The 19,564-nt window shown below is 68.4% G+C and carries 17 protein-coding genes and 2 tRNA genes; 10 read left to right on the forward strand and 9 right to left on the reverse strand.

From position 1 onward, the window contains the following. Positions 1-150 precede the first annotated feature (150 nt). From VB734_RS09765 to recA, 4 genes are all read left to right on the forward strand, one after another. A complete protein-coding gene (locus VB734_RS09765) occupies positions 151-1,851 on the forward strand; it encodes an AAA family ATPase (protein WP_322782320.1) in 1,701 nt (566 codons plus the stop codon). Between the two features lie 157 nt (positions 1,852-2,008). Beyond that, a tRNA-Gln gene (locus tag VB734_RS09770) sits at positions 2,009-2,080 on the forward strand. Positions 2,081-2,097: 17 nt separating this feature from the next. After that, a complete protein-coding gene (locus VB734_RS09775; protein ID WP_322782321.1) occupies positions 2,098-2,847 on the forward strand; it encodes an HAD family hydrolase in 750 nt (249 codons plus the stop codon). A 180-nt stretch (positions 2,848-3,027) separates the two neighbouring features. Then, the gene (gene recA / locus VB734_RS09780) at positions 3,028-4,227 is read left to right on the forward strand and encodes a recombinase RecA (protein WP_197162147.1); all 1,200 of its coding nucleotides are present in this window, start codon (positions 3,028-3,030) and stop codon (positions 4,225-4,227) included. Positions 4,228-4,243: 16 nt separating this feature from the next. On the opposite strand, the gene VB734_RS09785 is transcribed toward recA, so the two are convergent. From VB734_RS09785 to VB734_RS09795, 3 genes are all read right to left on the reverse strand, one after another. Continuing rightward, the gene (locus tag VB734_RS09785) at positions 4,244-4,624 is read right to left on the reverse strand and encodes a DUF1815 family protein (RefSeq protein WP_197162149.1); all 381 of its coding nucleotides are present in this window, start codon (positions 4,622-4,624) and stop codon (positions 4,244-4,246) included. Between the two features lie 94 nt (positions 4,625-4,718). Next, a complete protein-coding gene (locus VB734_RS09790) occupies positions 4,719-4,964 on the reverse strand; it encodes a DUF2839 domain-containing protein (protein ID WP_197162151.1) in 246 nt (81 codons plus the stop codon). A gap of 70 nt (positions 4,965-5,034) precedes the next feature. Next, positions 5,035-6,468, reverse strand: a complete 1,434-nt coding sequence (locus tag VB734_RS09795; RefSeq protein ID WP_197162153.1) for a helicase — start codon at positions 6,466-6,468, stop codon at positions 5,035-5,037. A gap of 42 nt (positions 6,469-6,510) precedes the next feature. Here VB734_RS09795 and VB734_RS09800 point away from each other — a divergent pair, with 42 nt between their 5' ends. Next, entirely contained in the window at positions 6,511-7,380 is an 870-nt protein-coding gene (locus VB734_RS09800) for a prephenate/arogenate dehydrogenase (protein ID WP_322782322.1), read from the forward strand. A gap of 8 nt (positions 7,381-7,388) precedes the next feature. Here VB734_RS09800 and crtD read toward each other — a convergent pair whose 3' ends face one another. Then, positions 7,389-8,957: a C-3',4' desaturase CrtD gene (gene crtD / locus VB734_RS09805; RefSeq protein WP_322782323.1), complete on the reverse strand. Its 1,569-nt coding sequence runs from the start codon at positions 8,955-8,957 to the stop codon at positions 7,389-7,391. Between crtD and VB734_RS09810 the strand changes: the two genes are divergently transcribed. Further along, the gene (locus VB734_RS09810; RefSeq protein ID WP_322782324.1) at positions 8,905-9,918 is read left to right on the forward strand and encodes a fructosamine kinase family protein; all 1,014 of its coding nucleotides are present in this window, start codon (positions 8,905-8,907) and stop codon (positions 9,916-9,918) included. The two genes, crtD and VB734_RS09810, sit on opposite strands and share 53 nt — an antisense overlap. A gap of 30 nt (positions 9,919-9,948) precedes the next feature. Here the strand turns inward: VB734_RS09810 and VB734_RS09815 are convergent, their stop codons facing one another. Next, complete coding sequence (locus VB734_RS09815; RefSeq protein WP_197162161.1) at positions 9,949-10,329, reverse strand: CAAD domain-containing protein; 381 nt, start codon at positions 10,327-10,329, stop codon at positions 9,949-9,951. A gap of 109 nt (positions 10,330-10,438) precedes the next feature. Here VB734_RS09815 and VB734_RS09820 point away from each other — a divergent pair, with 109 nt between their 5' ends. Continuing rightward, a complete protein-coding gene (locus VB734_RS09820; RefSeq protein WP_322782325.1) occupies positions 10,439-10,885 on the forward strand; it encodes a M67 family metallopeptidase in 447 nt (148 codons plus the stop codon). Positions 10,886-10,936: 51 nt separating this feature from the next. Then, entirely contained in the window at positions 10,937-12,109 is a 1,173-nt protein-coding gene (gene moeB, locus VB734_RS09825) for a molybdopterin-synthase adenylyltransferase MoeB (RefSeq protein ID WP_322782326.1), read from the forward strand. 21 nt (positions 12,110-12,130) lie between these two features. Here the strand turns inward: moeB and VB734_RS09830 are convergent, their stop codons facing one another. Then, positions 12,131-13,294 (reverse strand): cob(I)yrinic acid a,c-diamide adenosyltransferase, encoded by a 1,164-nt coding sequence (locus tag VB734_RS09830; RefSeq protein ID WP_197162166.1) that lies wholly within the window; start codon positions 13,292-13,294, stop codon positions 12,131-12,133. Positions 13,295-13,340: 46 nt separating this feature from the next. Between VB734_RS09830 and larE the strand changes: the two genes are divergently transcribed. Beyond that, positions 13,341-14,249 (forward strand): ATP-dependent sacrificial sulfur transferase LarE, encoded by a 909-nt coding sequence (gene larE / locus VB734_RS09835; protein WP_322782327.1) that lies wholly within the window; start codon positions 13,341-13,343, stop codon positions 14,247-14,249. Here the strand turns inward: larE and speD are convergent. Together speD and recF are read right to left on the reverse strand one after the other, a co-directional pair. Continuing rightward, positions 14,221-14,709: an adenosylmethionine decarboxylase gene (gene speD / locus VB734_RS09840; RefSeq protein WP_197162170.1), complete on the reverse strand. Its 489-nt coding sequence runs from the start codon at positions 14,707-14,709 to the stop codon at positions 14,221-14,223. The two genes, larE and speD, sit on opposite strands and share 29 nt — an antisense overlap. A 47-nt stretch (positions 14,710-14,756) precedes the next feature. Beyond that, a complete protein-coding gene (gene recF, locus VB734_RS09845) occupies positions 14,757-15,905 on the reverse strand; it encodes a DNA replication/repair protein RecF (RefSeq protein WP_322782641.1) in 1,149 nt (382 codons plus the stop codon). Between the two features lie 81 nt (positions 15,906-15,986). Between recF and VB734_RS09850 the strand changes: the two genes are divergently transcribed. Further along, positions 15,987-16,060, forward strand: a tRNA-Arg gene (locus VB734_RS09850). 494 nt (positions 16,061-16,554) lie between these two features. On the opposite strand, the gene ppc is transcribed toward VB734_RS09850, so the two are convergent. Further along, complete coding sequence (gene ppc, locus VB734_RS09855) at positions 16,555-19,563, reverse strand: phosphoenolpyruvate carboxylase (protein WP_197162172.1); 3,009 nt, start codon at positions 19,561-19,563, stop codon at positions 16,555-16,557. Position 19,564: the final 1 nt, after the last annotated feature.

The raw sequence follows: 19,564 nt of genomic DNA on the forward strand, positions 1-19,564 counted from the left end.
CTCCCCCCTGGTGCTGGAGGCGGAGAGTCGCGGCCGGCGTCTGCTCGATGAACCGGCCCTCTGGCCCAGGGCCCTGGCGCTGGCGCAGGAACTCGTCTCACCCTGGCTGGCCGCCGATGGCTAGAACGTCGAAGCAGAGGGGCCATGTCCATGCCCAGTCCAAGCGTTGCCTCCATTGCCGACGCTGCCCGGCCGATCACGCCCCAGCGGATCACCGACGATCTCGACCGTCTGCTGGAAGTGCTGCCCGAGCGGGTGGGTGAAGCGCTGGCGAGCCCCTTCAGCCGTGAGCAGCTGCTGGAGGTGGTGCTCGACCTGGGCCGTGCCCCAGAAGCGCGCTACCCGGGCCGTGCCCAGCTGCTGGACCAGCGGCCCATTGACCGGGCCGATCTGGCGGCGGTGGTGCAACGGCTCGGGTCCTTCGGTGGCGATAACCGGGCCGGCATCGAGCGCACCCTCCACCGCATCAGTGCGATCCGCAACCGCGGCGGGGAGGTGGTCGGACTCACCTGCCGGGTCGGCCGGGCGGTCTTCGGCACGGTGGCGATGGTGCGCGACCTGCTCGACAGCGGCCAGTCACTGCTGCTGATGGGCCGCCCCGGTGTGGGTAAGACCACGGCTCTCCGGGAGATCGCCCGGGTCCTGGCCGATGACCTGGAGCGCCGTGTGGTGGTGATCGACACCAGCAACGAGATCGCCGGGGATGGCGATATCCCCCATCCCGCCATCGGCCGGGCCCGGCGCATGCAGGTGGCACGGCCTGAGCACCAGCACCAGGTGATGATCGAGGCGGTCGAGAACCACATGCCCGAGGTCATCGTGATCGATGAGATCGGCACCGAACTCGAGGCCCAGGCCGCCCGCACCATTGCCGAGCGCGGCGTGATGCTGGTGGCCACGGCCCACGGCAACGAGCTGGCCAACCTGATCAAGAATCCCACCCTGGCGGATCTGATCGGGGGCATTCAGTCGGTCACCCTGGGGGATGAGGAGGCCCGCCGGCGCGGCTCCCAGAAGACGGTGCTGGAGCGCTGCTCCGACCCCACCTTCCCCCTGGCGGTGGAGATGCACAGCCGCAGCCGCTGGCTGGTGCACCGCGATGTGGCCCGTACCGTCGACCAGCAGCTGCGGGGTCAGCCGGTCCGACCTCAGGTCCGCGAACTGGGCAGCGACGGCCTCCTGCGCCTCAATGATCCCGAGCCCGGTCCTGCTTCCCCCCGGATGCCGCGACGTGGTCTGTTGGCGGCCGGGGATCGGCCTCCCCCAGGGCCGTCCCTGGCGCCGGTTCCGCTGCCTGACCCGGAGCTGCTTCCGCCCCATCGCCGCTTGGCACCACCGACTCCTGCGGCCCCGCCCCTGCGCCTCTACTGCTGTGGGGTCAGCCCCCAGTTGCTGGAGCAGGTGGTGCGCAGCCGCCAGCTGCCGGTGGAGCGCGCCAGCCTGGTGGAGGACGCCGATGCGGTGCTCAGCCTGCGTCAGCAGCTGGGCCGTGAACCCCAGGTGCGCAGCCAGGCCCTTGAGCGGCATGTGCCCATCCTGGTGATCAAGGCCGACACCCTTCCCCAGATCCAGCGGGGTGTGGAGCGACTGTTGCGTCGTCGCGGTGGTGACGGGGACAGGGAAGCAGGCGCCACGGGCCCTGCCATCGCCCCCGATGACGCCCATGGAGCCATGGAGGAATGCCGTCTGGCGGTGGAGCAGGTGGTGCTTCCCCAGGGGCGGCCGGTGGAGCTCCTGCCCCGCAGTCCGTCGGTGCGCCGCATCCAGGCCGATCAGGTGAACGGGTACGGGCTGCGCAGTGCCGAATTCGGCAGCGGTGACCAGCAGCGGCTGCGGGTCTTTCCCCCCTGAATCGCTCCGAGCGGGGGCAGGCGGTTCGCCTCGGCCACCCAGAGATTGACGAAGGACGTCCCGCTGTGGGTAACTATCAGGGCAACCGGTCAAGCGCCCGACCAACCCGGATCCAACCGCATGGATCGCCTGGGTTTGTAGGCCGCCGCTGGAGCTTTGGGCCGTCGCCAAGTGGTAAGGCAGCGGGTTTTGGTCCCGCCATTCCTAGGTTCGAATCCTAGCGGCCCAGTTCTGAGAGATCCCTGCGTGACCCCCAGCCCTCTGCTGGTGTTCGATTTTGATGGCGTCCTCGTCGACGGCATGGCGGAGTACTGGTGGGCGGCCCGCCAGGCGGCCCAGAGGCTGCGGCCGGATCTCAACCTGCCCGAGCAGGCGCCCGCCGCGTTCGTCCGGTTGCGCCCGCTGATCCACAAGGGCTGGGAGATGGTCCTGGTGGCCGCGGAGCTGGCCCGCAGCTCCAGTCAGCTCACCGCTCCGGGGGTGGCCTACGACCAGTCCCTGGCTGCGGCGCTGGCGCACTGGGGCTGGAGTCCCGAGACCTTGCAGGCCGGCCTTGAAGCGGTGCGCCGGGAGGCCATTGCGGCCGATCGTCACCACTGGCTGGCCCTGCATCGCCCCTATCCCCACGTCCCGCAGCGGCTGCGGGCCCTGGCGGCCGAGGGGGCCGACTGGGCCTTGCTCACCACCAAGGGCGGTGCCTTTGCCCGGGAGCTGCTCGCGGCCCAGGGCCTCACCCCTCTGCACACCTACGGCCACGAGGATGGGAGCAAGCCCGAGGTGCTGCTGCGCCTGCGTGCCATGCAGCGGCCGCTCTGGTTCATCGAGGACCGCCGACCCACCCTCGAGGCGGTGCGCGCCACGGCCGGACTGGAGGCGGTGCGCTGCTTCCTGGTGAGTTGGGGCTATCTGGGGCCCCACGACCTGATCGACCTGCCCGAGGGCCTGGCCCTGCTGGAGCCGGCGACCTTCTCGGCCCCCTTGGCGGCGTGGCCCTGATCCGCTAGCGTACGCCTGTACTAATTCTGGGTTGCCCGGCGCCAGGTGGCGCTGCCGCTGTTTCGCCACCGCCTTGATACATGCAGCGGCTTTGGTGGCACCTGTAGCTCTGAGGCCGCACGGCGACATCCCCACCCAGGGTCCGTCCCTTCCGGTCCATTCCTTCGTTCTCTTCTGACCATGCCTGCCGACTCCAAGAGCACCGACCTCAGGGCTGCCCAGCCCCGCTCCTCGAGCGCAACGGCGGCCGGGGCGGCCGAGCGCGACAAGGCCCTCAACCTCGTCCTGGGCCAGATCGAGCGCAACTTCGGCAAGGGCTCCATCATGCGCCTGGGGGATGCCTCCCGGATGCGGGTGGAAACCATGCCCACCGGTGCCCTCACCCTGGATCTGGCCCTGGGCGGCGGGTATCCCAAGGGCCGGGTGGTGGAGGTCTATGGGCCGGAGAGTTCCGGCAAGACCACCCTCACCCTCCATGCCATCGCCGAGGCGCAGCGCCGCGGCGGTGTGGCCGCCTTCGTGGATGCCGAGCATGCGCTCGATCCGGTCTACGCCGCGGCTCTGGGGGTCGATGTGGAGAACCTGCTGGTTTCCCAGCCCGACACCGGTGAAATGGCCCTGGAGATCGTTGATCAGCTGGTGCGCTCCGCCGCGGTCGACATCGTTGTGGTCGACTCGGTCGCAGCCCTGACTCCCCGCGCCGAGATCGAGGGGGAGATGGGGGACCTTGCGGTGGGCAGCCAGGCACGGCTGATGAGCCAGGCGATGCGCAAGATCACCGGCAATATCGGCAAGTCTGGCTGCACGGTGATCTTCCTCAACCAGCTGCGTCAGAAAATCGGCGTCACCTACGGCAATCCCGAAACCACCACTGGCGGCAACGCCCTCAAGTTTTATGCCTCGGTGCGGCTCGACATCCGCCGCATTCAGACCCTCAAGCGCGGCACAGAGGAATACGGCATTCGCGCCAAGGTCAAGGTGGCGAAGAACAAGGTGGCGCCGCCCTTTCGCATCGCTGAGTTCGACATTCTTTTCGGTCGTGGCATCAGCACCCTGGGCTGTGTGATCGATCTGGCGGAGGAAACCGGTGTGGTGATCCGCAAAGGTGCCTGGTACAGCTACGGCGGGGACAACATCGGTCAGGGCCGCGACAACACGATCAACTGGCTGGAGCAGAACCCGGAGCAGAAGGAGCAGATCGAGGCCGAGGTTCGGCGGAGGCTCACTGAGGGAGCTGATGTGACGGCCAATTCGCTCAAGCCACTGGCGGCAGCTGCCGCCAAGCTGGCCGCCAGCAGTTCCGCCGCTTCGTCGGCATCGGAATCAGGCGAGTCAGTGCTGGACTCCGAGGCTGCCTCTCTGGAATCTGCCGCCAGCTGAGATCAGCTCAGCGGGCTCAGATCAGAGGCGCTTCCAGTCTGCTGGCCTCGGGCTCGTGCCCGGGGGCAGTAGGACCTCGCGCGGGTGGCTGGGCCTGTTGCAGGAAGGTGGCGACCCGCTGAAGTTCCTGGATGGCCTCGGCGCCTTCAAGTTTCACCAGTTCGCAGCCGTTGCGTGATTCCACCCAGCTGATTCCGAAATCGGAGACCAGAAAGCGCACCATGTGGGCATCCCCGAGGTCGGCCACGAAAGAAGCTCCGTGGCCATCACGGCCATCACCGCAGACGTAGCAGGTGGCCACGAGGCCTTTGCGCTGCAGACTGTTGGCCAGGGCCTGCAGGCTCATCACCAGGTCCAGCACCACGGAGCGGTACTGCTCAGCGAGGCGGGGAAACATCGTCCAGCTCAGAATGTGGGTTGATCCTAAGGTTTTCTTCCACTTTCTGCCACGGCTTCAGGCCGGTGTGGTCAAAGGCGCACCGGCCACCCGCTCAATCAGAGAGCGTCCACCAGCCGACGGCCGGCCCGATGAAGCGCACGGTGATCCAGAACAGCACCAGGGCTGCGATTCCCACCCATGCTCCCTGGGTGGAGACCTGAACGAAGCGGTCGGCCTGGTGGCGGGTCAGGGGCAGCCAGGGGGCCAGCCGCGGAGACTGATCCTTGGCCGAACTGGGTTTCTTCTGGGGACCGCGGGGCGGCAATCCCTGGTCCGAGCGGCGTTTGGCCTCTCCCATGCGTCCCGGCGATGTCCTGGCGGCAACCAGGCTACGGGCTCCCCTTCGGCTGGTTGATCCGGGCCGTTGCTCAGAGCGGCAGCAACCTGTTCAGGGCCACCCATGGCTCCAGGGCGCTGAGGACCTGGTGCCCCCAGCTGCGGCTGCGCAGGCGTCCGTCCAGCACCGCCAGCCGCCCCCCGCTCCGGCGCAGCCCCGCCAGCGCCAGCTGGAGACGGGTCATGGCCTCCGGCAGAAGCAGCTCCCGGAACCAGTCGCGGCCGGCCTGGCGCAGCCGGTTGACCCGGGCGGCCGTGAGCGGGTCTTCGAGGCTGGCGATCGGCAGTGGACCGACGATCACCTGGCGCGGCAGGGGCAGTCGACCCTGGTGATCCAGCCACCATTGCCAGCCGCAGCAGATCACCCCATTGCTCTCCGGTGCGGTGGTTTCGTGGCCCACCCGGCGGCCGAACTCCGCCGCCAGGGAGCTGGCGAGGCTGAGCCGCTGGGAGTGTTCATCCACCAGCACGATCGTCAGGCCGCTCTGGCCCAGCACCAGCCTCCGGCTGTGATCGAGCAGATGGGTGCCGAAGTGCGGACTGTTGGGGAAGGGCTGGCCCAGGGGCGCGTACAGGGGCATCGGATCGGAGAGGGGCGGATCCGAGAGGTTCACGCTCACCTGAGGGTTGATGCCGGCCAGGGCGGCACTGCGCCCGAACTGGCCCACCAGCACGGCGCCGCGGTTGTGGAGCAGGCCCTCCATGGCCTCCAGCGGCTCGAGTGGCTGGCGGTGCAGGCGCCACTGCAGCAGCTCCCGGTCGACGCTGGCCCAGCTGGCCCAGCCTGGTCCGACGGCTGACCGCCAGAGTTGCCAGACCTCCGGCAACGGCCCAAGCAGCGCCAGCAGGTGCCGCAGAGGAGCTTCCTCCTCGGGACTGATCGGCACCAGTCCGGAAGGGGTGGCGGGATGAGCGAAGATTCTTCGGCTCATACGCTCATGCAGGACCAGCAGGCTGGGTTCGGCGCTCGGCAACACCCGGCGCAGCCGCTCCCAGTCGCCGATCTCGATCGGACGATCGAGGGCCTGGCGCAACTGCTGGTGCAGCCGTTCGGCCTCCGGAACGACGAGTTGCCGCTCCCCCAGCTGGCCCTGGCGCCAGGCCAGCTCCAGCTCCGCGTGATTGAGCAGCCAGAGGGGGGCCTCGGCGGGGGCGCCGGTGGATCCTTCCCAGCAGGGCAGTTGCAGGCCCACGGCCTTCAGCCTGGGTATCTCCACCTGCTGCAGGCGGCGGCGCAGGGGGTCACTCACCACCAGGGCGATCGCCGCTTCCCCGAGGGCCAGGGGGACCAGCAGCCCCACCAGCCAGTCGGGGTCGCTGCCCGGGGCCAGGCGCACCAGGGTGTGATCGGCGCGCCGCAGGCTGCGTGCCACCAGCCGACTCATGGTCAGGTGGTGCGGCCAGCGGATGCCGCCCTCCTTGAGCAGGAGCTGCTTGAGCTGCTGGTGGGCGCGGGCTTCCAACATCGCGGAATCGTAGGAAGGTGGGGCCAGTGGGCCGTACCAGCGATGACAACCCTCTGGCGTGAGCGACCGGTGGGAGTGGTGGGTCTGGGCCTGATCGGTGGCTCGATCGGGCTTGACCTGATGGCCCTTGACGTGGATGTGCGTGGACTCGTTCACCGCCAGGCCACGGTGGAGCGGGCCCGGCAGCGGGGCCTGGCCCGCCAGGTGAGCACGGATCCGGCGGTGCTCACGGGCTGTGCGCTCGTGCTGCTGGCCCTGCCGCTCGATCAGCTGCTGGCGCCCTCGCCGGAGCTGCTGGCGGCTTTGCCGAAGCAGGCGGTGATCGCTGATCTGGCCTCGGTGAAGGCGCCGGTGCTGGCGGCCTGGGAGCCGCTTGTTCCGCGCTTCGTGGCCACCCACCCGATGGCCGGCACAGCCGCGGCCGGTGTGGAGGCAGGCCAGCCGAACCTGTTTCGCGGCCGCCCCTGGGTGGCCACCCCCACGCTTCATACCGACCCGGAGGCCATGGCACAGATCCGCGACCTGGCGCGCGCCCTCGGGGCCCGATGGCTGGAGTGCGACGCCCAGGACCATGACCGGGCCGTGGCCCTGATCTCCCACCTGCCGGTGCTGGTGAGCGCCGCCCTGTTGCGGGCTGCGGAGCAGGGCGCGGAGGCGGCACCCAGGGCGGCCATGCCTCAGCTGGTGCGTGCTCTGGCCTCCAGCGGCTTCGCGGACACCACCCGGGTGGGTGGCGGCAATCCCGAGCTGGGCACCCTGATGGCACGGAGCAACAGGGCCGCCGTGGTCGAGGCCCTCGGGCAGTACCGCCAGGCCCTTGACGGCCTTGAGGGCCTGCTCGAGCGGCACGACTGGGAGGGGCTGGCCAGGGAGCTGGAGAGCTGCCGGGCTTTGCGGCAGGAGTTTCTCTGAATCCCGGCCTAGGGCAGGGCCAGGCTTCTGCCACGAGCCTGCAGCAGTTGCCTGCTGGCCATCAAGGCCGAAAGGGTCACCCCCGCGGTGCCCTCGCCGGGGTGGATGCTGTCGCCGCAGAGCCACAGCCCCGGGAGGGGGGTGCGACTGGCCAGGCCGAAGGGGCCGAAGCGGGAGGGATGCTGCCCCAGCCCGCCCACGAACCCGTAGGGCCGCCCGGTCCAGCGGGCGAATCCCCGGGGAGTCGCCAGTTCCCTGTGGCGCCAGGCCGCGGTGTCGAGCCCCAGGTTCCGCTGCAGGCCGTCCTGAATCCCGGCCATGGCCTGCGCCTTGGCCTTCGCATAGGCTTCCCTTTCCAGCTCCAGCCAGGGGCGTGCCTGGGTGAAGACGCTGGCGATCACCGTGGCCTGACCCGCCGGCGCCCGCCCATCTCCCTCCCGGCTCACCGACACGAACAACGATCCCGGGTCCGCCCAGTCGATCTGCAGATGAGCCGGACACTCCGCTGGCAACAGGGAGCGCTCGACTGCGCCATAGAACACCAGCGCCCCGCTGGGGTCGGGGAAGCCGCTGACCCGCTCGCGGTAGGTCTCGGGCATCGCCTCCCCCAGCAGACCGGCCAGAGCCTGGGGGGGGAGTGTCACGACCACATCACGGCTGAAGCTGGTGAAGGATCCCCCGCCCGGCCCCTCCCCCCTCACGCACCAGCCCTTCGGTTGCGCCGGTTGAAGACTCGTTACCCGATGGCGCAGGTGCACGTGACTACCCCACGCGGCCAGTGCGGTTTCGAGCGTGGCGCTGAGGGCCTGCATCGAACCCTGGAGGTGCCACAGGCCCAGGGGCGCCTGGGCCATGGTCAGCACGCTGACGCCGTAGAGGGCGGCGGTTCCCTCGGCCGGTTCCTGGGAGTACAGGCGCAGTTGGAGATCCAGGAAGCGCCGCAGGCGAGGATTGCCTCCACAGCCGCTCAGGCGCAGCAGATCGGCCACGCTGGCGAGGGCCAGGGCCCCGCTGGCGAGATTGGCGGGCCTCAGTGCCCTCAGCAGCTGGCCCAGGTCCCAGAGGGTGCGGGGAGGCAGCACCGGATGGCGCCCCGCGAAGGACCAGTTGGCCGCATGCAGGGCGGCGCACAGGCTCCAGAAGGGCTCACTGCCGGGGAACTGCCGCTGCCGCTCCTGGCGCCAGCGCTCAGGGTCCCGCCACAGGCGGACGGGGGCCTGGCCGTCGCAGAGATCCACCACGCAGCCTGGATCGAGCGGGGTGGCCGCCGGTGCTTCGACCCCCAGATGGCGGAACAGTCGGTCATGGATGCCACCAGGCTCCAGCCCCGCCACCTGGGTGGCCCCGACATCGAAGACATAGGGCCCACGTCGAAAGGTGCCGGCGCAGCCCCCCGTCTGGCTGTGGGCTTCCAGCAGCTGCACCGAGAGACCGTCCCGGGCCAGCAGCGCGGCGGCGCTCAGCCCGGCGATGCCGCCGCCGATGACCGTCACATCCAGTCGCGCGGCATCCGTGGCAGGGGAGATGGCGGCGGAGGAGCTGACGGCCAAGCGCTGGGCGGCGGGTGCGGCCGGCATGCTGGCAGGCGTGGCATGGCCTGCGATGCGCGAAGCCTGGGTGCGTTGGCTGGAGGAGACCCTTGGCGAGGAGGTGGAGCGCTGCCGGCCCGTGGGCGGCGGCTGCAGTCACAGCGCCTGGGCCCTGGAGCTCGCCGGTGGCGGTCGGGTGTTTGTCAAGACGAACCAGGCCCGGCTCCTGCCTGTGCTGGAGGCGGAGATGGAGGGCCTGCTGGCCCTGGGCGAGGCAGCCGCAGCGGAGCTGGTGGTGCCCAGGCCTCTGCACTGCGCGCTGGCGGGCTCCCAGTCCCTGCTGGTGATCGACTGGCTGGACCTGAACCCTGGTGGAGCCGGCTCAGGTGCTGCCGGAGCAGCGGCCGATGAGTCTGATCTGGCCTGGGAGGCCGCCGGGGCGGCCCTGGCCCGCTTGCACCGTCGCAGTGCCTCCTCCGGCTCCCAGGGTTTCGGTTGGCCGCGGGACAACTACATCGGCAGCACCCCTCAGCCCAATCGCTGGAGCCAGGACTGGGGGCGCTTCTTTGCCGAGCAGCGCCTGGGACCGCAGCTGAAGTTCGCCGAGAGCTCGGGCCGGCGTCTGAAGGGAAGCCGGAAGCTGCTGGAGTTCACCCCGCAGTGGCTGAATGGCCATGGCGCCGTTCCCTGTCTGGTCCACGGTGACCTCTGGGGTGGCAATGCCGCCCGGATGGCCTCCGGCTCGATCGCCCCGGGCTCGGCAGGGGTGGCTCTGTTTGATCCAGCGGTCTACCGGGGGGACAGGGAAGTCGATCTGGCCATGGCCCAGCTCTTCGGTGGATTCCCGCCTGCCTTCTTCAGCGGCTACGAGGGGGAATGGCCCAGGCCTGCCGGCCATTCCCGGCGTCGCCGCCTCTACGACCTCTATCACCTGCTGAACCACGCCAACCTGTTCGGCGGGGGGTACTGGGGACAGGCCCAGGCCCTGATCGACGAGCTGGTGGCCTGAACGGCCTGTCTCCTGGATGGGCCCCTGTTCTCAGCCCAGGTATTCCTGACGCAGGGTCTGGAACTGGGAGACAACACCAGCGCGCTTCTCGCTGGTGCTGAGGTTCTTCCAGCTCCATTGGCCGACCACCACCAGACCGAGAAGTTCAAGCAGGCCTGGCACCACTGGCAGCAGGTTGATGGTGTCGAGCACCCCCTTGATCAGCACCTGGGCCACGATCACCGCCAGCAGGATGCCGACACCCTTGCCGATCCGGCTGACCTGCGACCAGTCCACCTGATCCAGGGTCGTGTTGACCTTGGAGAGGATCTCGCCGTAGCGCTCGCTGAAGTTGGTGCCAGCTTCGCTCTCCGCCCATGAAGTGCCGGCCTCGCTGGTCGTCGGCTCCTGTTCGGTGGTTGCGTCGCTCATCAATGGAGTGGCGATGGTGTGAGAGTCAAGGGCTCAAGGTATCGGCATGGGCAGCGGCTGGCCAGAGAGGTTTGCGGTTGATTGGCATCAGCTGACCGTTCTGCGGGCCGTGCTGGCTGCCGTGGCGCCCCAGGAGGGCTGTGCTCTGCTTCTGGGGGACCCCGTGCCCTCGGCCCCCGGAGTGCCGGCTCCCGCCCGTCTGCGGCTGATCTGGCCTTGCCTGAACGTCTGGCCGGAAAGCGAGCAGCGTGTCGAGCGTTTCGCCATTGACCCCCGCGAGCAGTTGCTGGCCCAGAAGTGGGGTCGGCGGCGTGGCTGGCAGGTGCTCGGCTCGGCCCACAGCCATCCCAGTTCGGCGGCGGTCCCCTCCGTCACCGATCGCGCCTGGGCCTTCCCTCCGGCCTTGATGCTGATCCTCGGCTCCTCCGGGGAGGTGCGGGCCTGGTGGATCTCGGAGTCGGCCGCTGATCCCTCCGCCCTGCCGGCTGCGCGGGAACTGGCCCTGATCACGCCGGTTGCCCCTCCAGCAGAGGGGGGCGAGGATTTGGGAGAGTAGGGAGAGGGCCGCCGCTCGCGGTCCCTTCTGCGGCCCACGGCCTTCTCGCCCATGCTTCCCCCTGACATCAGCGGCGTCCAGCTCAGTCCCGACGAGGTGGCGCGTTTTTCCCGTCATCTGATCCTGCCGGAAGTGGGCATGGCGGGGCAGAAGCGTCTCAAGGCCGCCTCCGTGCTCTGCGTAGGCACCGGCGGGCTGGGTTCCCCACTCCTGCTTTATCTGGCTGCAGCCGGAGTGGGCCGACTCGGCATCGTCGACTTCGACGTGGTGGATCACTCCAACCTGCAACGCCAGGTGATCCATGGCACCAGCTGGGTGGGCAAGCCCAAGATCGAATCGGCCAAGGCGCGCATCCTCGAGATCAACCCCCACTGCCAGGTGGATCTCTATGAAACGGCACTCACCAGCGAGAACGCGCTCGAGATCATCGAGCCCTACGACCTGGTCTGCGACGGGACCGACAACTTCCCCACCCGCTACCTGGTCAACGACGCCTGCGTCCTGCTGGGCAAGCCCAATGTCTATGGCTCGATTTTCCGCTTCGAGGGGCAGGCCACGGTCTTCAACCTCGATGCTGAAAGTCCCAACTACCGCGATCTCTTCCCCGAACCGCCGCCGCCGGGGATGGTGCCCTCCTGCGCCGAAGGCGGTGTGGTCGGGGTACTCCCCGGCATCATCGGCGTGATCCAGGCCACCGAGGCCGTGAAGATCATCACGGGCATCGGCACCACCCTCAGCGGCCGTCTGCTGCTCTTCGATGCCCTGGCCATGAAGTTCCGCGAGCTGAAGCTGCGGCCCAATCCCGAGCGGCCGGTGATCGACAGGCTCATCGACTACCAGGAGTTCTGCGGAGTGGGCGGCACGGCGCCGGGCCAGGAGGAGGCCGGCAGTGTGCCCAGTATCACCGTGGCCGAACTCAAGACCGTGATCGACGGCCAGCTGGAGGAGATCCTGCTGCTGGATGTGCGCAACCCCCCGGAAGCCGACATCGCCGTGATCCCGGGTTCCGTGTTGATGCCTCTCGACCGGATCGAGAGCGGTGAGGCCATCGAGGATGTGCGCCGGCTGGCCGAGGGCAAACGGCTCTACGTGCACTGCAAGCTGGGCGGGCGCAGCGCCAAGGCCCTGCTGGCCCTGGGACGCCATGGCATCGAAGGGGTGAATGTGACTGGGGGCATTCAGGCGTGGAGTGAGCAGGTGGACCCTGCCGTGCCGCTCTACTGAGTGCCTGGGTGATTCACGCCCTCAGTAGTCCACCCCCCGCTTGAGGTCGACGCCCCGCTCGGCGTAGTGCTTGTGGCAGACCATCTCGGAGTGCACACTGGCCAGATCGAAATAGGCGGGGGGATTCTTGCAGCGTCCGGTGATGATCACCTCCGTTTCCGCTGGTTTGCGCAGCAGGGTCTGCATGATCGGTTCAACGGGCAGCAGCTCCAGATCCACGGTGGGATTGAGCTCATCGAGGATCACAGTTTTATAGAGACCACTGGAAATGGCAGCTCTGGCGATTTCCCAGGCCCTCTCCGCTTCGACATAATCAATAGGCTGCTGTTGTCCTCTCCAGACGATGGCATCTCGACCGGAGCGGAGATGATCCACCAGGTGGGGATAGCTTTCGCGCAGGGCCGCGATTGCCGCATCTTCGGTGTAACCGCTTCCGCCCTTGAGCCACTGCAGGATCAGCACACGGTGGCTCTTGTCCTGGCTGATGCCCCGGCCGATCGCCTGCAGGGCCTTGCCAAGGGCACTGGTGGATTTCCCCTTGCCTTCGCCGGTGTAGATCTCGATGCCGGCGATGCCGGTGCTGTCGTTGGCCTCGCGCCGGTGGGCCCTCATCTCGGAGTGCAGATCGGCGAGCTGCACCAGCGACCGCGGCGCGCCACGGCCGGTGACGATCACTTCCATGCCCGCCGGTTTGTCGGCGAGGGTGCGCACCACCTCGTCCACCTCCAGCAGGCCGAGGTCGAGCACCGGGCTGAGTTCATCCAGGACCACCACCGAATACAGGGCACTGGCGATGGCGCCCTTGGCGATATCCCAGCCTCGCTGGGCTTCCTGGCGATCGAAGCGGGTGGCCTCCTGGGCGCTGAAAAAGTCGCCCCGACCGGTGCGCACCTGATCGATCAGGTGGGGGAAGCCCTGTTGCAGGGCTTCGATTGCCGCGTCTTCGTCGTAAGCGCGGCCGGGTCCCTTGAGGAAGCGCAGCAGCAGCACCCGGGTGCGCTTGCGCTCGCAGATCCCCAGGCCGATGGTGCGCAACACCACACCGAGGGCCGCCTGGCTCTTGCCTTTGCCGTCGCCGTCGTAGACGTGCAGCTGGCCGTGGCTGCGCTCGTGGCTGTCGGAGGCCGTGCGGATGCCGATCGCCCGGGACGACGCACCGGAGGCCGCGCTTGAGGTCGGTGCCATGGCCTGGCCTTCTACCGTTGGATCTTAACGACCCCTGTCCGAGGCCATGACCCCACCGGCCCTCCATCCGCTGGTGGAATTCCTGCCAGTTCCGCTGGAGCAGGCCCTCGGCCAGCTGCGCCAGAGCGTCAGGGACCTGGGGGCCGTTCTGGTGGCCTACTCCGGTGGCGTCGACAGTGCCCTGGTGGCGGCGATCTCCGCTGAGCAACTCGGCGCCGGCGCCGAAGCCGTGACGGGAGTCTCGCCGGCCCTGGCACCCCATCTGCTGCGGGAAGCCCGCTCCCAGGCGGCCTGGATGGGAATCCGCCACCGGGAAGTGACCACCCGCGAACTGGAGGATCCCGATTACAGCAGCAATCCCACCGACCGCTGCTACGCCTGCAAGCGCGAGCTGCACGGATTGCTCGCATCCCTCACGGGCGGAGTGAGCCAGGTGCTGGATGGGGTGAACCGGGATGATCTCACCGATCACCGGCCTGGCATCCAGGCCGCCCGCGAGCGGGGTGTGCGCTCGCCCCTGGCCGAGCACGGCATCGACAAGGCGGCCGTGCGCCAGATCTCCAGAGCCCTGGGCTTCCCCTGGTGGGACAAACCGGCCCAGCCCTGCCTGGCCTCACGTTTTCCCTACGGCGAGCCGGTCACGGCCTCACGCCTGCAGCGGGTCGCCGCGGCCGAGGACTGGCTGCGTCAGCGCGGAGTGAGACAGCTGCGGGTGCGCTGTCAGGGGGCGACGGCTCGTGTGGAGGTCCCTGCCGAGCAACTCGACGATCTGTTCAGCTGGCTGCCGCGCCAAGAGCTAGTGGACGCGTTCAGAAGCCTCGGCTTCGCCGCTGTGAGCCTGGATCTGGAGGGATTGATCAGCGGCAGGCTCAACCGTGAGGCGAGCCTGAAGCCAGCAGCGCCGGGGCCACTGGCTTCACCCGGCCTCAGGCGGCCAGATCCAGTGGTTCCCTGATCTGCTCGCTGATCGAATCCGGGGTTTCCCGGCGGAAACTCTTGAGATTGCGGCTGGCCGCCTCGAGTTCGTCGGCCAGTACCTGACAGGCCCGCTCCGGCATGGTGTGGTCGCCGCAGGTGAACACATCAACGGCCGCGTAGCCCGACTCGGGCCAGGTATGGATCGAGATGTGGGACTCAGCCAGCAGAGCGAGACCCGTGACCCCCTGCGGTTCAAAACGGTGGGTGATCAGATTGAGGAGGGTGGCGCCTGCACGTTTCGCTGCAATCGTGATGGCGTTCCTGAGAAATGCTTCGTCGTCGAGCTTCTTTGAATCGCAGTTGTAAAGCTCGAGAATGCAGTGTTTCCCCACCATGTCGGTGGTCGTCGTCGTGGGGGGGTGGCTCTGAAGGCTCTGAGGACTTTGAGCTCCACTCCATCCCGGGTTGGGGTGGAGGCAGGGCAGGGTCTGGGTCATCGAATGCGTGCAAACAAGCCCCCATCCTACGCATCCCTTCAGGTTTCCTACGGGTGACCGCCCGAATCCACCAGCTCCCCCTGGCAGATCCGCACCACCTGGGAGTCCCCCCCTTGCCAGGCGGAGCTGAACGACGTCAGGTGGGTGGCGCTCACCAGGCACTGGTGGCCCGTGCCCACCACCTCCAGCAGCAACTCCTGCCGCTTCGGGTCGAGCTCTGCCAGAACGTCGTCGAGCAGCAGCAACGGGGGCTCACCCCAGAGCTGCTGCACCAGCTCCAGTTCCGCCAGTTTCAGGGCCAGCACGAGCGTGCGCTGCTGGCCGGCGGAGCCGAAGCGGCGGGCGGGCTCCTCCCCCAGCAGCAGTGCCACCTCGTCGCGGTGGGGACCCACCTGACAGGCTCCCAGGCGGCTTTCCTCCGGCCGCTGCCGCTGGAGTTGCTCCAGCAGAGCTTCGCGCCAGGGGGCCTCAGCTTCTTCCCCCTCCAGCTGGCTGCCGGCCTGGTAGCGCAACTCCAGTTGCTCGCGGCCGCCACTGAGCCTCTCCTGCCAGGCGGCGGCCAAGGGTTGAAGACGGGCCAGGGCACGGCGGCGGCGGCGGTGCAGGCGCGTGCCGATCAGGGCCATCTGCTGATCGAAGGCGTCGAGCAGTGAGTGCAGCTGCTGCTCCCCCTGGCCCAGCCCCCGGCGCAGCAACTGGCTGCGCTGGCGCAGCAAGCGGCCGTAGCGGGCCAGCAGTTCCCCATACACCGGTTCCAGCTGCAGCACCACTCGATCGAGCCACTGGCGCCGCAGGGCCGGCTCCCCCCGCACCAGCTCCAGGTCGAGGGCACTGAACCCCACGCAGCGCAGGGGGCCCACCAGATCGAGCTGGCGCTCCAGGGTCCTGCCGTTGCGTCGGGCCTGGCGCCCCCCCTGGCGCCTCACCTCGAGTTCCAGCTCCAGCTGATCAAGCACAGACGCTGGCTCTCCCGCCCCGGGTGAGTGGCTGTCGCCGCACCAGCCCCGCACCAGCGCCCGGCTCCGGCCATGGCGGATCAGGTCACGGTCGTGGCCGCTGCGGTGGGAGCGCAGGCTGCCGAGCAGCTCCACCGCCTCGAGCAGGTTCGACTTTCCTTCCCCGTTGGCGCCGATCACCAGCAGACGCGGCTCAGCGAGCTCGAGCGAGAGCTGGGCGTAGTTGCGAAAATCGAGCAGCTCCAGGCGATGCAGCCGAATGGGTCAGGAGCGACGTGCGGGTAAGCTACGACCACCGGGACAGGGATGACCTCCCCGCTCGGGCATGTAGCTCAGTTGGATAGAGCGTCAGATTCCGGTTCTGAATGTCGGGGGTTCGAGTCCCTCCATGCTCGCTTCATTCGGTTCCCCCGGCCGGCTCGCCTCGGTTGCGGCGAGCACCAGCCCCATGGCACGGATTCCGCCTGGGTCCACCATGAAGCCGTGCTGCTGCAGGGCTGAAAGCGCCTCCGGTGGTGCCGCCACCGAGATGCTGCAGCCACTCAGTTCACGGCGCAGGCGGGTGAGGGCACTGTGCACCAGCACCGCCAGCACGGTCGATCGCTGCGGATCCCGTGGCGAGGCCGAGAGATCCCAGAGATTGGCGTTGAGGGCCTGATCGCTGGTGGCTCGCACGAAGCCCACCAGGCGCCCCTGTGGATCACGCACGCAGAACTGCCAGGCGCTGCGCTCCAGCACCAGAGCCAGGCGCTGCTCATCCCGGCGCGACTCTCCGCAGGCCATCAGCAGGACGTTCAACTCCCCGGGCTGGGGGGGCTCGGTCTCCGTTCGGTAGCCCTCGGGCAGGCGTGGGGCGGGCGGTTGGCTGCGGAAGGGAATCAAGCGGGGTTCAACCGGTGTTGCGCATGCCAGCGGCGATGCCGTTGATGGTGAGCAGGGCACCGCGCAGCAGTTCGCTGCGGCTGTAGGTGCGGCCATCCTGGCCATCACCGCTGCCGGCTTCGCTCATCGGCGGCTGCCGGTTCTGGTCGCGCAGGCGTCGCAACAGGGCCACCTGCAGATAGCCCAGAGGCACGATCGTCTGATTGCGGAGATCGACCGAGAGCTGCAGGGCCGGATCACCGTCGAGCAGGCGGGCGTGGCCCGAGATCTTCAGCACGAGATCACGGGTGAGCTCGAACTCGGCCGCGATCACCTGGAAGATCTCCTCGAAGGCTTCACGGTGGCTGGGGCGACCCAGGGCCTGCACATAGTGATGAGCCAGGTCGAGATCCACCTTCGAGAGGGTCATCTCCACCTTGGAGATCAGCATCCGGAAGAAGGGCCAGCGCTGGTAGAGAAGACGCAGCAACTCGAGCTGGCCGGGATCGTCGTCGAGTTCCTCCTGCAGGGCTGCTCCCACGCCGAACCAGCTGGGCAGGAGGAAGCGACTCTGGGTCCAGCCGAACACCCAGGGGATCGCCCGCAGGCTGGAAAGGTCCTTGGCTCCACTCTTGCGGCGGGCGGGGCGGCTGGAGATCTGCAGCTTGCTGATCTCCTCGATCGGTGTGACCTGCTGGAAGAAGGCCACCAGATCGGGATTTTCATGCACCAGCCGCCGGTAGTGCACCCGGGAGCGGGCCGCCAGGCGGCCCATGAGGTCGTTCCAGACGGGTGTGTCATCGACGTTGGTGCTCACCAGGCTGTTCTGCAGCACGGCGGTGGTGACCGTTTCGAGGTTGTAGAGCGCCAGCTCCGGCAGGGAGTACTTCGAGGCCAGCACCTCGCCCTGCTCGGTGATCTTGATGCGGCCGTTGAGGGTGCCACTGGGCTGGGCCAGGATCGCCTGGTAGGCCGGGCCGCCGCCCCGTCCCACCGAGCCGCCCCGGCCGTGGAAGATGCACAACGCCACATCGTGCTCGCTGGCCAGCCGCTGCAGCGCGATCTGGGCCTTGTGGATCTCCCAGTTGCTGGAGAGGAAGCCGGAATCCTTGTTGCTGTCGGAGTAGCCGAGCATCACCTCCTGCAGGGGTTTGTCGGCTTCGGCGCTGCTGGCCAGCAGGGTCCGGTAGAAAGGCTCCGAGAACAGGCGCTGCATCACCGCCGGCGCCCGCTGCAGATCCTCCACCGTTTCGAACAGGGGGACCACCAGCAACTGGGTCTGGACCGCCTTGGGGTCCACCAGACCGGCCTCCTTGGCCAGCAGCAGCACCTCCAGCAGGTCGGAGACCGTGTGCGCCATCGAGATGATGTAGCTGCGGCAGATCCGGGAGCCGAATTCCTGCTGCAGCCGCTGCAGCATGCGGAACACCGCGAAGGTTTCGTCCGTGGCCGGGCTCCAGCGGGCTGCGGGCGGCAGCATGGGCCGGCGGGTCTGCAGTTCCTGGAGCAACCATTCCACGCGCTGCTCCTCCTCCATCTCCCCGTAGGGCGTGGGGAGCTGCAGGTAGCGGGTCAGTTCATCGAGGGCATCGCTGTGGCGGGTGCTCTCCTGGCGGATGTCGAGGCTGGCCAGGCAGAACGCGAAGATGTGCACCTGGCTCAGCAGGGTCTGCAGTGGTTCACAGCTGAGTCCCGTGGTCTGGAGACTGTCGCGCAGGAGTTCGAGATCCTGGCGCAGCTCGTTCACCGAGCCGTAGTGCAGTTCGGGCGGGGCGGCCGCCATCGGTCCGGTGCCCGTGCTCAGCACCGCCGGACCGGCATTCTCGCAGGGGGATTCCCAGCCGGCCTCCGCCAGCTGCTGATTGCGCTGGTGGGTGAGGCGTAACCGTTCGACGATGTAGCTGAGCTTGAGGCGATAAGGCTCGAGTCGGTAGCGGGCGGCCCGCTCCTCGTAGATCTCCGGGAAGCGCAGCCGGTCCATCTCCAGGGACTCGAGCAGCGGGGCACTCACCTGCGACCACTGCATCGAGATGCTGAGCTGGTCGCGCAGTCCCTGCACGGCCGTGATGTAGCGCTCGATCATCAGCTGGCGCTGATAACAGGCGGTCCGCCAGGTGATGTCGGGGGTGACGGAGGGGTTGCCATCCCGGTCGGAGCCCACCCAGGAGCCGAAGGTGCAGAAGGCATCCCGGGGCGGCTCCACATCCGGGTAACTGCTGGCGAGGGCATTGATGATGCGCTGCCGCAACAGGGGCATCGCGTCGAAGAGCACCTGCTGGAAGTAATGGAGGGCGTAGTCGACCTCATCGAGCACCGAGGGCTTGAACTGGTGCAGCTCGTCGGTGCGCCACCACAGCCGGATCTCCTCCTCCAGCTGCAGGCGCAGGCTGCGTTCGTCCTGCAGCTCCGTGGGGCTGTCCTGCTGCAGGCGGTGGATCAGGGCCGCCACCCGACGCTGTTTGTGCCGCACGGTGTGGCGCACGATCTCGGTGGGGTGGGCCGTGAACACGAGCCGGATGTCGAGTTCCCGCAGCAGGTTCTCGATCTGGGCGGGGGGAACGTTCAGTCCCCGCAGGCGGGTGAACAGCTCACGGAAGGTGGCAGGATCGGTCTGACTGGCCAGCGGTGGAGCGAAGGGATCAGGGCTGGCGGGAGTGGAGGATTCCTGAAGGCTGGCCAGGTAGCTGTCTTCCTCGATGTGCTGCTCGAGGATGTTCACCAGCTGGAAGTAGAGCGAGAAGGCGCGGGCCGCAGCGATCGCCTCCGAGAGGTCCATCTCCCGGATCAGCTGCACGATGGCGGCCGTGGTGTCGATCTCTCCGCCTGCGGCTTCCAGGGGGTCGCTCAGCCGCTTGAGTCGCAGCAGGCGCTCGGCCTGATCGGGCGGACACTCGCTGAGCAGGACTGTTTTCCAGAGATCCTCCACCAGTTCGAGCCGCTCTCCGAGCAGCCGGGTGACGCGGGGGGCTGGAGCCGTGGGTACTGCCTGGGGGGCCTGGGCCAGAACGGCGGATGGGGCGGACAGGGGCTGCCGCATG

Source organism: Synechococcus sp. BA-124 BA4 (assembly GCF_034931165.1).

Bases quoted from the DNA above. Each gene is read 5' to 3' on its own strand.
- VB734_RS09765 (WP_322782320.1), top strand. From the start codon at position 151: ATGCCCAGTCCAAGCGTTGCCTCCATTGCCGACGCTGCCCGGCCGATC.
- recA (WP_197162147.1), top strand. From the start codon at position 3,028: ATGCCTGCCGACTCCAAGAGCACCGACCTCAGGGCTGCCCAGCCCCGC.
- VB734_RS09785 (WP_197162149.1), bottom strand. From the start codon at position 4,624: ATGTTTCCCCGCCTCGCTGAGCAGTACCGCTCCGTGGTGCTGGACCTG.
- VB734_RS09790 (WP_197162151.1), bottom strand. From the start codon at position 4,964: ATGGGAGAGGCCAAACGCCGCTCGGACCAGGGATTGCCGCCCCGCGGT.
- VB734_RS09795 (WP_197162153.1), bottom strand. From the start codon at position 6,468: ATGTTGGAAGCCCGCGCCCACCAGCAGCTCAAGCAGCTCCTGCTCAAG.
- VB734_RS09800 (WP_322782322.1), top strand. From the start codon at position 6,511: ATGACAACCCTCTGGCGTGAGCGACCGGTGGGAGTGGTGGGTCTGGGC.
- VB734_RS09810 (WP_322782324.1), top strand. From the start codon at position 8,905: ATGGCGGCGGAGGAGCTGACGGCCAAGCGCTGGGCGGCGGGTGCGGCC.
- crtD (WP_322782323.1), bottom strand. From the start codon at position 8,957: ATGCCGGCCGCACCCGCCGCCCAGCGCTTGGCCGTCAGCTCCTCCGCC.
- VB734_RS09815 (WP_197162161.1), bottom strand. From the start codon at position 10,329: ATGAGCGACGCAACCACCGAACAGGAGCCGACGACCAGCGAGGCCGGC.
- moeB (WP_322782326.1), top strand. From the start codon at position 10,937: ATGCTTCCCCCTGACATCAGCGGCGTCCAGCTCAGTCCCGACGAGGTG.
- VB734_RS09830 (WP_197162166.1), bottom strand. From the start codon at position 13,294: ATGGCACCGACCTCAAGCGCGGCCTCCGGTGCGTCGTCCCGGGCGATC.
- larE (WP_322782327.1), top strand. From the start codon at position 13,341: ATGACCCCACCGGCCCTCCATCCGCTGGTGGAATTCCTGCCAGTTCCG.
- speD (WP_197162170.1), bottom strand. From the start codon at position 14,709: ATGACCCAGACCCTGCCCTGCCTCCACCCCAACCCGGGATGGAGTGGA.
- ppc (WP_197162172.1), bottom strand. From the start codon at position 19,563: ATGCGGCAGCCCCTGTCCGCCCCATCCGCCGTTCTGGCCCAGGCCCCC.